Genomic DNA, 12542 nt, shown 5'->3' with positions numbered 1-12542 from the left:
GCGGGCGCCTCAGACCTGCAGGCAGACGCTCACGTGGTCGACCCCGTCGACCGCGAAGTCCTCGACGAGGCGGATCCGGCCGTCCTCGGCCTGCTCGGCGCGGCTGACCGCGTCTCCCCGCACGACGGTGCCATCCGTCACGAGCGCATGCGCGAACGAGACCCGCACCTCGGCACCCGCCACCTCGCCGACGAAGCGCCCTTCCGTCACCGTGTCCCCGGTGTACTCACCCCAGATCAACCGGCCGTCCTGGTGATAGTCGAAGGTCGTCGGAGCAGCGGAGTCGACGGCGCTGGCGGTCGAGGAGACCATGGCGAAGCGCAGCCCGTCGAGGGAGAGCGTGGAAGGCATGACGACGAGTATGGACCCCGCGCGGGCGATCGGCGCAATCCCGGCGTGCCCCCGATCGGGCGTGAGTGGGCCTCGGCGGATCGTGCAGACGTGGTCCGTCCGGCCTCGCCGATGACGACTTCCCGGTCCTGCGGAATCTATTAACAGGTTCATCCACATGTGGATTACTCGGGGAATGCGGAAATGATCCCGCACGACATTGTCCGGCCGGATCGCTCGGCTGGATACCGGCTGTTCACCGGCTGTTTTCCGATTCCTCGCAGGAAAGGATCCGGCGCGCAACCGAAACGGATCCCTTCCTTTCCGGAGCCTGTGCGGAAGCTCGGGAGAACCTGTCGGACCCGTCAGGAGATCCGGCGGAAGAGGGAATTCCCGGCGGCCGCGAATGCGCTGCCGACGGCGAGGATGGCCGTACTGCCGCCGGCGTAGGCGATCTGCAGATGGCTGCCGTGGTTCTCCACGGTGACGAAGATGACCACGAACGCGATCGCCGAGGCGACCGCGCTCGCTCCGGAGACCCACCAGAGCGCTCGCAGCGACCGCGCCGGGGGAACGGCCTCCGGCACCCGCCACAGCAGGAGGGCGATGCCGCCGAGGCATCCGCATGCCGCGACGAGCATGAAAGCCGCGACCACGTCGCTGGGGCGGTGCCACTGCTGGATCACGAGTCCGATGCCCGTCAGCACAGCGAACGCCCCGCCGAGCGCCGCCGCGAGCGGACGCCAGCGCGGAGGGCTGACCACGAAGACGGCGAAGGCCGCAGCCGCCGCCACCGTCGCATGCCCGGATGGGAATGAATTGTCGAGGAGGTCGGTCGCGCCGGTCGCGGCCCGCTCCAGGAAGACGTGCTTGGCGAGCTCTGCGGCGGCCACCGCCACGGCGCCGACGCCCAGCGCCACCGTCAGATGCCGGAACCGGCGGGTCACGATGCCGATGATGAGCGTGACCAGGATCCCGCCGCCGACGGCGACGGTCGGAACGTTGCCCAGAACCAAGCCCGCCACCCGGTAGACGGCGTCGTGCTGACCCGACGCGCCGACGAAGGCGCGCTCGTCGACGATCTGCCCGACGTAGGTGCGGACGAAGAACAGGTAGGTCGCTACGAATGCGACGGCCAGCAGCACGGCGGCAAGCGCGAACGGTGCCACCCCACGTCTCGCCGCCATGACTCCATCATGCAGGCTCGACCTGTGCAGGCGCCTCACGGTCGCTGCCGCTCGCGCGCGCCGTATCCAGCAGGGGCAGCGCGATGTGCACGAGCGGACCGATCCCGAGCGCGAAGACGACGGTGCCGATGCCCACGGTGCCGCCGAGCAGCCAGCCGATCACGAGCACCGTGACCTCGACCGTCAGACGGGAGACCCAGATCGGCCAGCCGAGACGCGCGTTCATGCCGGTCATGAGACCGTCGCGGGGGCCGGGGCCGAACCGTGCGCCGATGTAGAGCCCGCTCGCCAGAGCGACGACGAGCACACCCGCGACCAGCACGAGCACCTGCGCGAGCAGGCCGTGCACCGGCGGGACGACCGTGACGGTCGCCTGGATCGCGGTGCCCACGAGCAGCACGTTGAGCAGGGTGCCGATGCCGGGCTTCTGGCGCAGCGGGATCCACAGCAGCAGCACGAGCAGCCCGACGATGTTCGTGATCCAGCCCACGCCGATGCCGGTGTGACGAGCCAGGCCCTGGGCGAAAACGGTCCACGGATCCACGCCCAGACCGGCGGTGATCATGAGTCCGTCTCCGACGCCGTAGAGCACGAGACCGATCAGCAGCTGCAGCACCCTTCGTGTCATGCCTCCATGATCGAGCAGAAATGGACTGTTGACACCAGTCCAATCGGCCTAGGCTGGCCTCATGGACTCCCGGCTCTCCGCTCGCGCCCTCGTCGAGCTGCTCGGACTGTGGCGCACCAGCGAACCCGCCTTCGACGCCCTCGCCGACGCCATCCGCCTGCTGTGCCTGGACAACCGGATCGCCGCCGAGACCGCCCTCCCGGCGGAACGCGAGCTCGCCGCAGCGCTCGGGGTGAGCCGCACCACGGTCGCCGCCGCCTACCGCAGCCTGCGCAGCACGGGCCACATCGTGAGCCGGCAGGGATCCGGCAGCGTGACCCGCCCGCTCGGACGCACGGCCGCGGCACGCTGGTTCGATCGGGAGGGCATCGATCTGCAGCAGGCGAGTCCTCCCGCCTGGCCCGGGCTTCCCGGAGTGATCGCCGAGGCCGCGGCTTCGGCGACCGCGCTCGTCTCCCGGGCCGGATACGACATCCTCGGTCACGCCGAGCTGCGGGGGGCGATCGCCGATCGCTATGCGCAACAGGGGATCCCGACGACGCCGTCGCAGATCATGGTCACGACGGGTGCGCAGCAGGCACTGAACCTCATCGCCTCCACGCTGCTGCGACGCGCCGACCGCGTACTGCTGGAGACGCCGAGCTATCCGCACGCCATGGAGACGTTCCGCCGCGTGGGCGCCCGGCTCGTCGGCGTGCCGGTGGACTGCGACCTCGGCTGGGACGTGGATCGGGCCGCCCAGGCGTTCGCCCGGACGAGACCGGTGCTCGCCTACCTGATGCCCGAGTTCCAGAATCCGACGGGCCGCACGATGAGCGTCGCCGAGCGGGCGGTGTTCGAACGCTCGGCGCACGACGCCGGATCCTTCCTCCTCATCGACGAGACCACCGCCGATCTCGACATCGACGGGCTCCCGCGCCTGCAGCCGCTCGGAGTCGGGCACACCTCGACCATCCGGGTCGGATCCCTCGGCAAGTCGGTCTGGGGAGGCCTGCGGATCGGCTGGATCCGCGCGGCCGACGACGTGATCCGGCGCCTGCGGGCCGCGCGCCCCACCCACGACCTGGGCACTCCCGACCTCGAGCAGGCCGTCGCGACGCGGGTGGTGCAGCGGCTGGATGAGATCCTGCCGCAGCGCTCGGCACTGCTGCGCGCCGGAAGGGACGCCCTGAGCGGCGCGCTCGCCCGCGCGCTGCCGGAGTGGTCTGTGCCCCGGGTGCACGGCGGGGTCGCGCTCTGGACCGGGTTCGCACAACCGCTCAGCTCGGCGCTGGTGATCGACGCTGCATCGCACGGTCTGCATCTGAGCGCCGGCGGCCGCTTCGCGGTGGAGGGCGGCCAGGAACGACGACTGCGGATCCCGTTCACGGCCGAGCCGCGCGAACTGGAGCGGGCCGTCGAGATCCTCGCGGCGTCGTGGGGGCGCGTCACCGCGGGCGCTCCGCGCCTGTCTCCGATCGCCGCCCTCGCCGAGGCGGTCGTGTAGCACGCGGGCCCCGTGCCTCGCCCGCCGGGACCGGCGACGGAACGGCAGGTCAGTGCCCGCGCAGGTCGAACTCCTCGAACACCTCGCCCGGACCCTCGCCCCATGCGTAGACGACGAACGTCCCGGCCTCACCGGGTTCATCGAGGAAACCGCCCGCGCCGTGGAAGTCATTCAGCCGCCCGGACGGGGCGACGGCGACGGTCAGATCGCCGGGGATGCTCTGCGCGTCGTAGAAGGCCTGCAACTCGACCGCGCTCTCGTCGCTGCGGATGAGGAGGGCACCCAGGTACTGCATGCCGTTCCCGTTGCCCACGATCTTCGCCGCGCGGGACGTCGAGTCGACCAGCTCAGTCCTCTCCGGCAAAGGAAGCGCCCGCAACGACGACTCGACGCTTCGCGCCGAGGCGTCGTTCACCAGGGTGATCGTCACCGGAGGACCGACGATCGCGGCGACGACGATTCCGAGCACGATCCAGCCGCTGAATCGGCGTCTCGCCTTCGGAGTCTGCGATCTCGTCGACATGCCAATCCCCCTCGGGGCCATCCTCTCAGCACTTCACCGGACGCCCTGCCATCGACGTCGCGCGCGGCGTGCTCACGGGTCGATGCTGCACTGCGAGGTGAGCCGCATGTGGATGAGGCCATCGATCGTGCTCGTGTCCCGGAGGCTCATCGTCGCGACCGGAAGGGTCTCGCTGTAGCGGAGGTCCTCGTGCATCGCGCGGTCTCGAGAGTAGCCCGCGGCATCCCACCGCTGGAGGATCCCCATCACCGAGGCGGCGTTGTCATCCGTCTCGAACTCAAGTGCCGCGACGAACTGCGCCCCCTCCTCGTCGCATCCTTCCTGCTCCACGGCGACGGATTCAGGATCGAGCCGAGCTCCGGTCCTGTCGCGGACGAGTCCGACGGCGGCCTCGAGCGATGCGAGAGACAGGTCCTCCACGCCGGCGCGGAGCTCCGCCCTGGTGTAGCTCGGCGGCGGTGATTCCTCCACGGGGGGTCGAGCGCCGGTGCTGAGACCACAGGCCCGGGTGTGGCCGGCGAGCTTCGGAAGGAAGAAGGCGGACGCGCCTGCCGTCGAGACGGGACTCGCCGCAGCCTTGCGCGACGCGGCGTACCGCACCCGCAGCGCGTCCCCCGACTGCTCCACGACATAGGCGCCGTCGGCGAAGGGATGATACCCGTCGTCCGCGCGGGTGGACTCGACAGCGGTCACGAAGATCCCGTCGCTGCGGAAGACGGTGCCCGAGGCGGCGAACAGGAATGACCGCTCCTCGACGATGTACCCGGTCTCGCAGCCGTCGCTGAGGAGGGGGACGACCGTCGCCGACGAGGTGATCACCCACGCGAAACCCGCCAGGCCGGCGGTGATGATCGCGACGATCCGGACGGGGACGAGCAGCAGAAGCCAGAGGCGGGCGACCGGGATCGCACAGAGGCCCACCGCGAGCGCACCGAGACTCACGACTCCTGCGAGGCCCAGGAGGCGATCCGTACCCCACGTCCCGATCAGCACGGAGGTCCGGCCGCCGGAGCTGGTCGAGACCAGCAACAGGGATGCGACGATGATCAGGGAGACGGCGAGGAAGGCCCCGGCGATCATGGCCGCTCGTCGGCGCCGCGCCCGCCGGGTCATCGGGTCGAGAAGCAGCTCTTCAGGCTCCGTCTCCTGCGCGGTCGACATCTTCGTCAGCCTAGGTGCACGGCGCGCACTCGCGCTGTGCACCCTCTGTGAGAGAGGCGACGAGTCGATGATCAGGAAACTGTGGAGCCTAGGAGATTCGAACTCCTGACATCCTGCTTGCAAAGCAGGCGCTCTACCAACTGAGCTAAGGCCCCGTGTCGATGACGGGTTTCGACCGAATGAGCGGATCCGATTTCTCGGATCCGCTCACATGTCGGTGGGGCTACCAGGACTTGAACCTGGGACCTCTTCATTATCAGTGAAGCGCTCTAACCGCCTGAGCTATAGCCCCGTATCAACCTCCAAGACTTTACCTGACGGCGGCGCGAACACGAAATCGGCGCGGTCAGCGCCCTTCGGTCAGGGTGATGCTCCCTGCGGACAGGGTCGACTGGATGCGATGAGAGGACGACGGATCGGTCTGGATCTGCGCGTCCAGGCTCCCCGCCGAGGTGTCCTTCGACAGGTCGTAGCGGCCGGACGGAACCGTGACGTCCATGGATCCGGCGCTCACGTCGAGGCGGATCAGGTCGGGCTGGGAGCCGCTGATCGTGGCGCTGATGTCTCCGGCCGACATCGACAGGTCGGCGGTGGTCACGTCCTGCAGGCGCACGGTGGCGGATCCGGCGCTGATCCGCGTGGTGAACGCTTTCGCTCCTCCGTCGACGGTCAGCTGCCCGGCGTTCACGGTGGTGGACAGCGTGTCGAACCGCCCCTCCGCCGTGAGCGATCCCGCATCCAGCTGGAGGTCCGCGTTCAGCTCGCCCTCCAGCTCGCGGGGGAGGGTGAGCGTCATCTGCGGATCCTGTCCGAACCAGGCGCCGATCCACCATCCGAAGGCTCCGCCCGGACGTTCGATCCGCAGCACGTCGCCCTCACGGCGCATGGTCCAGTCGCCCGCGTCCTGGCCGTCGACGATCATCGTCGCGTCGGTCGTGTCGCCGAACCGGATCGTCGCATCGCCGCGGCCGACGTCGACCTTCAGCGTGGTGATCCCGTCGGCGTCCACCGTGCTGCTGCTCCGTGCGGTTCCGTTGCCGGTCGCGACCTGATGCATCGCGGCGAACGCCGACGTGCCGCCGACCGTGACGAGCGCGCCGCCGCCGATGATCGCCGCGGCGATCGTGATCGCGGTGAGCGCACCGCGCGGAGGCCGTGGCGCAGGGGAACCCGGGGAGTGCTCGGCGCCTGTGGTCGCCGGGCCCGCGGGCGTCGCCGGCGCTCCGCCGAGCGGATCCGTGCCGGGGGCGGGAGGGGTGACATCGGTCATCGGTTCGTTCCCGTCTGTGAAGGGGCGGCCGGGGATCCACCCCGGCCGGTGCTGGAGATGTGGGCGATCGCGGCGAGCACCCGGCGGTTGCCGGACTCGTCGGGTTCGAGCCCGAGCTTCTGGAAGATGGCGGTGATGTGCTTCTCGACGCTCGCCTCGGAGAGGAACAGCGTGCCCGCGATCGCCTGGTTCGACCGGCCCTCGGCGATCATCGCGAGCACCGTGCGCTCGCGATCGGTGAGACTCCGCATCCGGTCGTCCTGGCTCCGCCGAGTGAGCAGCTGCGCCACGACCTCCGGATCCAGCACGGTCGAACCCGCGGCGATGCGCTGCACCGACTCGATGAACTCGGCGACGTCCGCGACGCGGTCCTTCAGCAGGTAGCCCAGCGGACCCGCGGATCCCTGAGCCGCGATGAGGTCGGACGCGTACCGCTCCTCCACATACTGCGAGAGCACGAGCAGCGGCAGCTGGGGGAGGCGCTTGCGCAGCGACAGAGCTGCGCGGATCCCCTCGTCCACGAACGTCGGCGGCAGGCGCACGTCGAGGATGCAGAGCTCGGGATCGCGGGCGTCGACAGTCTCGTCGAGCTCGGTGGCGTCGGGGAGGGCCGCGACCACGGTGTGCCCGGCGTCCTCGAGGAGACGTACGAGGCCTTCGCGCAGGAGGACGGAGTCCTCGCAGATCAGGATGCGCACGGGACGCTCACCTCCAGGCTCGTGGGACCGCCGACCGGACTGTCCAGCCGGATGGTGCCGCCGGCGGCGAGCACCCGGTTGCCGATCCCGTCGAGGCCCCCGCCGGCGATGACGGTCGCACCGCCGATGCCGTTGTCCTCGACACGGGCCCAGAGCCTGCCGCCGTCGCGCTTGCGCACCACGACACGGCACTCGCTCGCCCGGGAGTGCTTGGCGGCGTTGGTGAGCGACTCCGCGATGGCGAAGTAGACCGCCGCCTCGGCGTCACGGGAGCAGCGGCCGTCCAGTCGCACGTCGAGCGCCACGGGGACCGGCGAGCGTCCGGCCAGCGCGGAGAGCGCCGCGTCGAGCCCGCGGTCGTCGAGCACCGAGGCGTGGATGCCGCGCGCCAGCTGGCGCAGCTCGGTGATCGCCGCCTTGGTGGACGTGTGCGCCTCGGCGATGAGCGCCTTCGCCGCCTCGGGATCCGTGTCGATCTTCTGCTGCGCCATCCCGAGGGTCATCCCGACGGACACGAGGCGCGGCTGCACGCCGTCGTGCAGATCCCGCTCGATCCGGGTGCGCTCGACATCGGCCGCCCGCACCGCGCCCGCACGCTGCGCGGTGGTGGTGCGCACCTGCTCGCTGAGATCGAGGTTGCGGTCGGGCGTCGCCACGATGCCGCGCGAGATCACCCGGTGCAGCAGCGCCAGGCTGATGATGCCGACGACGGCCGCCGCCGCGCCCGCACCGCCGAGGACGGGGGCCCACGCGCGGGGATAGCTCGTGCCCCAGCCGGTGTCGACATCGCCGCCGGTGAACAGCGGCGCGAACGCCGTCACGGCGGACCAGCCGAACCAGGTCATGAGGCGCAGCACCATCGAGCCCAGCGCGCACGCGATCGCGAAGTTCGCGATCGCCCGCCACATCCGCCCGTTGTAGGCCTGGCGCCAGAGCGACAGCAGCCAGCCGCCGAAGCCCGGCCGCTCGCGAGGACGCCAGCGCAGAGCCGGAAGGTCGAAGCCGTAGAGGCCGTTCAGTCGTGCGATCTCGAACCAGCCGAGCCCGAACAGCGCGTAGACCAGCCCCACGAGCATCACGATCCCGACGCCGACGAAGAGGAGGCCGACCCCGCCGAACAGCCACGCCGTCAGGAAGCCGACGAGCCCGGATCCGATGACACCGAGGGCGGCGAGCTCGAGGATCGTGAGGAACAGGCGCAGCGGCGTGCGTGCGGCGGCCGCGGGAAGCGGGCCGGCGGCCGCCCCCGAGGGGGGCGGGCTGTAGGACGGAGCGGTAGACATGGCTCCACGCTACGGGGGTGCTCGCGGACGGGGAACGGAGGCAGCCGGAGGAAGCCGTTCGGGATTTCCATAAGCCGTCTCGGGATCCGGATCGGCGCGGCTTATGCATGCCTATCCTCGATGGACGCGCGCGCCCGCTCATGCTTACGTGATCTCATGCACGCAGCGAGAGAACGGGACAGCACCAGGTGAGCGCACTCCATCCGCAGGAACCGCACGGCTCCGGACTCGGTCAGCGCCTGAACTGGCTGCGCGCCGGAGTCCTCGGCGCCAACGACGGCATCGTCTCGGTCGCCTCCCTCGTCGTCGGCGTGGCCGGGGCGACCACCGACAACGCCGCGCTCCTCATCGCCGGCCTCGCCGGCCTCATCGGCGGCGCGATCTCGATGGCGCTCGGCGAGTACGTCTCGGTGAGCAGTCAGCGCGACAGCGAGCACGCCCTCATCGCCAAGGAGCGCGAGGAACTGCGCACCATGCCGGAAGCGGAGCTCGCCGAGCTGACCGAGCTGTACAAGCAGCGCGGCCTGAGCGAACAGACCGCGCATCAGGTCGCGGTCGAGCTCACCGCCCACGACGCCCTCGCCGCGCATCTCGAGGTCGAGCTCGGCATCGATCAGGACGACCTCGTCAACCCGTGGCACGCCGCCCTCTCCTCGGCGATCGCCTTCACCGCGGGGGCGATCCTGCCGCTCCTGGCGATCCTGCTGCCGCCGCCGGCCTGGCGCGTCCCGGTCACTTTCGTCGCCGTGCTCGTCGCCCTCGCGGCCACGGGCGCCCTCTCGGCACGGATCGGCGGCTCGAACGCGGTGCGCGCATCGCTCCGTCTCGTGATCGGCGGCGCGCTCGCCCTCGTCGCGACCTGGCTCATCGGCACGCTGCTGGGCACGACCGGAGTGGTCTGACGCCGACTCGGCCGCACCCCGACGACGAAAGGCCCGGATCCGAGGGATCCGGGCCTTTCGCGAGTCCGCTGCGTCAGTTCGAGGTGAAGCCGACCAGCAGTCCGCCGGTCACCTTGACCGCGAAGTTGTAGATCCCGGCGACGACCGCGCCCAGCACCGTGAACACGATGAGGTTCAGGATCGCGCAGACCGATCCGAAGGCCAGCACCTGGGGGAGGCCGATCACCTTGCTGAGCTTGAACCCGTCGGCGATGCCGCTGACGAACTCATCGGCCTTCCCCATCAGGCCGGTGGCGTCCACCACCAGGTAGATCAGCAGGAACGAGACCAGCGTGACGATCGCGATCGCGATCGCCCCCAGGAAGGACAGCTTCACCGCCGACCAGAAGTCGATGTAGACCAGGCGCAGACGCACCTGCTTGCTGGAGGTCTTCCGGGATGACTTCTTCGCGAGCTTGTCGGCTACCGTGCTCATGCGTCAGTTCCTTCGGGGGCTTCGGGGGACTCGGTCTCGGGGGCCGCACCGGAGTCCTCGGACTCCTCGCTGTCGGCCAGGCCGCGCTCGGTGTTCCGGGCGATCGCAAGGATCCGATCGTCCTCGTCGGTCCGGGCGAAAACCACGCCCATGGTGTTGCGACCCTTTGCCGGCACCTCGGCCACGGCAGAGCGTACCACCTTGCCGCTGGCAAGAACCACAAGGACCTCATCGTCTTCCTGGACGATCAGACCACCGGCGAGAATCCCCCGGTCATCGTTCAGTTTCGCGACCTTGATGCCCTGACCGCCACGGCCCTGCACACGGTACTCGTCCACGGAGGTGCGCTTGGCGTAGCCGCCGTCGGTGACGACGAACACGAAGCCGGAATCGGTGACGAGGGAGGCCGAGAGCAGGCTGTCCTCGGGGGCGAACCGCATCCCCTTGACGCCCTCGGTCGCGCGTCCCATCGGGCGCAGCGCCTCATCGGTCGCGTGGAAGCGCACCGACATCCCGTGGCGGCTGATGAGCAGCACGTCGTCCGTCGCGTCGGCGAGGAACGCGCTGACCAGCTCGTCCTCCTCGCGCAGGCGAATCGCGATGACGCCGCCCTGACGGTTGGTGTCGTAGTCGCCGAGCCGGCTCTTCTTGACCAGGCCGCCACGGGTGGCGAGGACGAGATACTGGGCCGCCTCGTAGTCGCGGATGTCGAGGATCTGGGCGATCTTCTCCTCCGGCTGCAGGGCGAGCAGGTTGGCGACGTGCTGGCCCTTCGCGTCACGACCGGCCTCGGGGATCTCGTACGCCTTGGTGCGGTAGACGCGACCCTTGTCCGTGAAGAACAGCAGCCAGTGGTGCGTGGTCGTGACGAAGAAGTGCTCGACGAGGTCGTCGGCGCGCAGCTGCGCCCCCTTGACGCCCTTGCCGCCACGGTGCTGCGAACGGTAGTTGTCGCTCCGGGTGCGCTTGATGTAGCCCTCACGGGTGACCGTGACGACCATCTCCTCCTCGGCGATGAGGTCTTCCATCGAGACGTCGCCGTCGAAGCCGTGCAGGATGTGCGTGCGGCGTTCGTCGCCGAAGCGCTCGACGATCGCGGTCAGCTCGTCGCGGATGATCGAACGCTGACGGCCCTCGTCGGCGATGATCTCCTTGTAGTCGGCGATCCGCACCTCGAGCTCGGCGGCCTCGTCGATGATCTTCTGGCGCTCCATCGCCGCGAGGCGGCGCAGCTGCATGTCGAGGATCGCCTGGGCCTGCTCCTCGTCGATGTCGAGGAGCTTCTGCAGACCCTCGTTCGCCTCCTGCGCGGAGGGCGAGCGGCGGATCAGGGCGATGACCTCGTCCAGCGCGTCGAGCGCCTTGAGGTAGCCCTGCAGGATGTGCATGCGCGCCTCGGCCTTGGCCAGGCGGAACTTCGTGCGGCGCACGATGACGTCGATCTGGTGGTCGAGCCAGTGCGTGATGAAGCCGTCCAGCGCCAGGGTGCGGGGCACCCCGTCCACGATCGCGAGCATGTTCGCGCCGAAGTTGTCCTGCAGCTGGGTGTGCTTGTACAGGTTGTTCAGCACGACCTTGGCGACCGCGTCGCGCTTGAGCACGATGACCAGGCGCTGGCCCGTGCGGTCGCTCGACTCGTCGCGGATGTCCGCGATGCCGGTGATCTTGCCCTCACGGGCGAGGTCGCCGATCTTCACCGCGAGGTTGTCGGGGTTCACCTGGTAGGGCAGCTCGGTGATCACGAGGCAGGTGCGGCCCTGGATCTCCTCGACGCCGACCACCGCGCGCATCGTGATGGATCCGCGTCCGGTGCGGTACGCCTCCTGGATCCCCTTCGTGCCGAGGATCTGCGCGCCGGTCGGGAAGTCGGGGCCGGGGACCCGCTGGATCAGGCCCTCGAGCAGCTCCTCACGGGGCAGCGAGGGGTTCTCGAGCGCCCACAGCGCGGCGTCGGAGACCTCGCGCAGGTTGTGCGGCGGGATGTTCGTCGCCATGCCGACCGCGATGCCGATCGAGCCGTTGACGAGCAGGTTCGGGAAGCGCGCCGGCAGGACGTCGGGCTCCTCGGTCTGGCCGTCGTAGTTCGGCGAGAAGTCGACCGTGTTCTCCTCGATGTCGCGCACCATCTCGAGCGCGAGGGGAGCCATCTTCGTCTCGGTGTACCGGGGGGCCGCGGCGCCCATGTTGCCCGGGGAGCCGAAGTTCCCCTGACCGAGCGCGAGCGGATAGCGCAGCGACCACGGCTGCACCAGGCGCACGAGGGTGTCGTAGATCGCGGTGTCGCCGTGCGGGTGGTACTGACCCATGACCTCGCCGACCACGCGGGCGCACTTGGAGAACGACTTGTCGGGGCGGAAGCCGCCGTCGTACATGCCGTAGATCACACGGCGGTGCACGGGCTTGAGTCCGTCGCGCACGTCGGGCAGCGCGCGGCCGACGATGACCGCCATCGCGTAGTCGAGGTACGACCGCTGCATCTCCGACTGCAGGTCGACCTGGTCGATCTTGCCGTGGTTGTGGCCGTCCCGGATGTCCTGCGCGCCCTCGTTCGTGATGATCTCTTCGTCGTCAGCCATGTCTGCTCTTCCTGAGTGGTCCA

General features: G+C 69.7%; 12 protein-coding genes and 2 tRNA genes. 2 read left to right on the top strand and 12 right to left on the bottom strand.

The window, feature by feature from the left end; translation table 11 throughout:
- Nucleotides 1-9: 9 nt before the first annotated feature.
- The 3 genes from WFJ17_RS03765 to yczE all read right to left on the bottom strand — a co-directional run bounded on the left by WFJ17_RS03765 (nt 10) and on the right by yczE (nt 2145).
- Entirely contained in the window at nt 10-351 is a 342-nt protein-coding gene (locus tag WFJ17_RS03765; RefSeq protein ID WP_292882305.1) for a hypothetical protein, read from the bottom strand.
- A gap of 344 nt (nt 352-695) precedes the next feature.
- Nucleotides 696-1517 (bottom strand): phosphatase PAP2 family protein, encoded by an 822-nt coding sequence (locus WFJ17_RS03760; RefSeq protein WP_251443860.1) that lies wholly within the window; start codon nt 1515-1517, stop codon nt 696-698.
- A gap of 7 nt (nt 1518-1524) precedes the next feature.
- Nucleotides 1525-2145, bottom strand: a complete 621-nt coding sequence (yczE, locus tag WFJ17_RS03755; RefSeq protein ID WP_251443858.1) for a membrane protein YczE — start codon at nt 2143-2145, stop codon at nt 1525-1527.
- 61 nt (nt 2146-2206) lie between these two features.
- Here yczE and yczR point away from each other — a divergent pair, with 61 nt between their 5' ends.
- On the top strand, nt 2207-3631 hold the full coding sequence (gene yczR, locus WFJ17_RS03750) for a MocR-like transcription factor YczR (RefSeq protein ID WP_336647701.1): 1425 nt from the start codon (nt 2207-2209) through the stop codon (nt 3629-3631).
- A 49-nt stretch (nt 3632-3680) separates the two neighbouring features.
- Here yczR and WFJ17_RS03745 read toward each other — a convergent pair whose 3' ends face one another.
- The 7 genes from WFJ17_RS03745 to WFJ17_RS03715 form a co-directional block, all read right to left on the bottom strand.
- Complete coding sequence (locus WFJ17_RS03745; protein WP_336647700.1) at nt 3681-4154, bottom strand: hypothetical protein; 474 nt, start codon at nt 4152-4154, stop codon at nt 3681-3683.
- A gap of 72 nt (nt 4155-4226) precedes the next feature.
- Nucleotides 4227-5315, bottom strand: a complete 1089-nt coding sequence (locus WFJ17_RS03740) for a hypothetical protein (protein ID WP_336647699.1) — start codon at nt 5313-5315, stop codon at nt 4227-4229.
- A gap of 82 nt (nt 5316-5397) precedes the next feature.
- A tRNA-Ala gene (locus tag WFJ17_RS03735) sits at nt 5398-5470 on the bottom strand.
- A 63-nt stretch (nt 5471-5533) separates the two neighbouring features.
- Nucleotides 5534-5607: transfer RNA gene (locus WFJ17_RS03730), tRNA-Ile, on the bottom strand.
- A 54-nt stretch (nt 5608-5661) separates the two neighbouring features.
- On the bottom strand, nt 5662-6585 hold the full coding sequence (locus WFJ17_RS03725; protein WP_336647698.1) for a DUF4097 family beta strand repeat-containing protein: 924 nt from the start codon (nt 6583-6585) through the stop codon (nt 5662-5664).
- Nucleotides 6582-7283 carry a LuxR C-terminal-related transcriptional regulator gene (locus WFJ17_RS03720; RefSeq protein ID WP_292882319.1) on the bottom strand — a complete coding sequence of 234 codons (702 nt, stop codon included), beginning with the start codon at nt 7281-7283 and terminating at the stop codon, nt 6582-6584. The genes WFJ17_RS03725 and WFJ17_RS03720 overlap by 4 nt, the downstream gene beginning before the upstream one ends.
- The gene (locus tag WFJ17_RS03715) at nt 7271-8566 is read right to left on the bottom strand and encodes a sensor histidine kinase (protein WP_336647697.1); all 1296 of its coding nucleotides are present in this window, start codon (nt 8564-8566) and stop codon (nt 7271-7273) included. The genes WFJ17_RS03720 and WFJ17_RS03715 overlap by 13 nt, the downstream gene beginning before the upstream one ends.
- Nucleotides 8567-8754: 188 nt before the next feature.
- Between WFJ17_RS03715 and WFJ17_RS03710 the strand changes: the two genes are divergently transcribed.
- On the top strand, nt 8755-9468 hold the full coding sequence (locus WFJ17_RS03710; RefSeq protein ID WP_292882322.1) for a VIT1/CCC1 transporter family protein: 714 nt from the start codon (nt 8755-8757) through the stop codon (nt 9466-9468).
- A 73-nt stretch (nt 9469-9541) separates the two neighbouring features.
- Here WFJ17_RS03710 and WFJ17_RS03705 read toward each other — a convergent pair whose 3' ends face one another.
- Entirely contained in the window at nt 9542-9943 is a 402-nt protein-coding gene (locus tag WFJ17_RS03705; protein ID WP_251443841.1) for a DUF3566 domain-containing protein, read from the bottom strand.
- Entirely contained in the window at nt 9940-12519 is a 2580-nt protein-coding gene (gyrA, locus tag WFJ17_RS03700; protein ID WP_336647696.1) for a DNA gyrase subunit A, read from the bottom strand. The genes WFJ17_RS03705 and gyrA overlap by 4 nt, the downstream gene beginning before the upstream one ends.
- Between the last annotated feature and the right edge of the window lie 23 nt (nt 12520-12542).

Source organism: Microbacterium sp. MMO-10 (genome assembly GCF_037148715.1).
In the GTDB taxonomy this organism is placed as follows: domain Bacteria; phylum Actinomycetota; class Actinomycetes; order Actinomycetales; family Microbacteriaceae; genus Microbacterium.
This window is presented reverse-complemented; position numbering and strand designations above follow the sequence as displayed.

Excerpts from the sequence above, each read along its gene's own strand:
- WFJ17_RS03725 (WP_336647698.1), bottom strand. The coding sequence starts at position 6,585 with ATGACCGATGTCACCCCTCCCGCCCCCGGCACGGATCCGCTCGGCGGA.
- yczR (WP_336647701.1), top strand. The coding sequence starts at position 2,207 with ATGGACTCCCGGCTCTCCGCTCGCGCCCTCGTCGAGCTGCTCGGACTG.
- yczE (WP_251443858.1), bottom strand. The coding sequence starts at position 2,145 with ATGACACGAAGGGTGCTGCAGCTGCTGATCGGTCTCGTGCTCTACGGC.
- WFJ17_RS03745 (WP_336647700.1), bottom strand. The coding sequence starts at position 4,154 with ATGTCGACGAGATCGCAGACTCCGAAGGCGAGACGCCGATTCAGCGGC.
- WFJ17_RS03705 (WP_251443841.1), bottom strand. The coding sequence starts at position 9,943 with ATGAGCACGGTAGCCGACAAGCTCGCGAAGAAGTCATCCCGGAAGACC.
- gyrA (WP_336647696.1), bottom strand. The coding sequence starts at position 12,519 with ATGGCTGACGACGAAGAGATCATCACGAACGAGGGCGCGCAGGACATC.
- WFJ17_RS03740 (WP_336647699.1), bottom strand. The coding sequence starts at position 5,315 with ATGTCGACCGCGCAGGAGACGGAGCCTGAAGAGCTGCTTCTCGACCCG.
- WFJ17_RS03715 (WP_336647697.1), bottom strand. The coding sequence starts at position 8,566 with ATGTCTACCGCTCCGTCCTACAGCCCGCCCCCCTCGGGGGCGGCCGCC.
- WFJ17_RS03765 (WP_292882305.1), bottom strand. The coding sequence starts at position 351 with ATGCCTTCCACGCTCTCCCTCGACGGGCTGCGCTTCGCCATGGTCTCC.
- WFJ17_RS03760 (WP_251443860.1), bottom strand. The coding sequence starts at position 1,517 with ATGGCGGCGAGACGTGGGGTGGCACCGTTCGCGCTTGCCGCCGTGCTG.